This window comes from Thermococcus sp. GR5, assembly GCF_012027535.1.
Classification (GTDB): domain Archaea; phylum Methanobacteriota_B; class Thermococci; order Thermococcales; family Thermococcaceae; genus Thermococcus; species Thermococcus onnurineus.
On record NZ_SNUN01000031.1, the window covers coordinates 1 to 405 of the forward strand.

Sequence of the window (405 nt, forward strand, 5' to 3'; positions counted from 1 at the left end):
TTGGTCAGGTATTCGTAAGGGTCTCCATCATATAAAACTAAGTCCGCATCTTTTCCTTTTTCAATACTGCCTACTCTTTTATCTATGCCTAATAATTTAGCAGGGTTTAAAGTAACAGCTTTTAATCCTTCTTCATAAGGCATTCCATAAGTTACAGCCAATGCTGCTTCATACAATAATACATGTGTTTTAGGAACATATCCTTCAAAGCCTGTTTCTATACTAACAGGAATGCCGGCAGCCGTAAGTATGCCTGCACTTTCTCTTGTCATGTTTACCATATCACCGCCGTTACGTGCCAGTGTTGCATGCAAAATAACTTCTGCTTTAGCCGCTTTTATTTCATCAATTAATCTGTATGCTTCTGCTGCACCGTCAATAACTAATTTAAAATTAAATTCTTTT

1 protein-coding gene is annotated in these 405 nt (G+C 36.8%); it reads right to left on the reverse strand.

Translation table 11 applies throughout. The features are described from left to right. On the reverse strand, positions 1–405 hold a 405-nt coding region (locus E3E33_RS10735; RefSeq protein WP_167731699.1), incomplete at both ends, for an amidohydrolase family protein.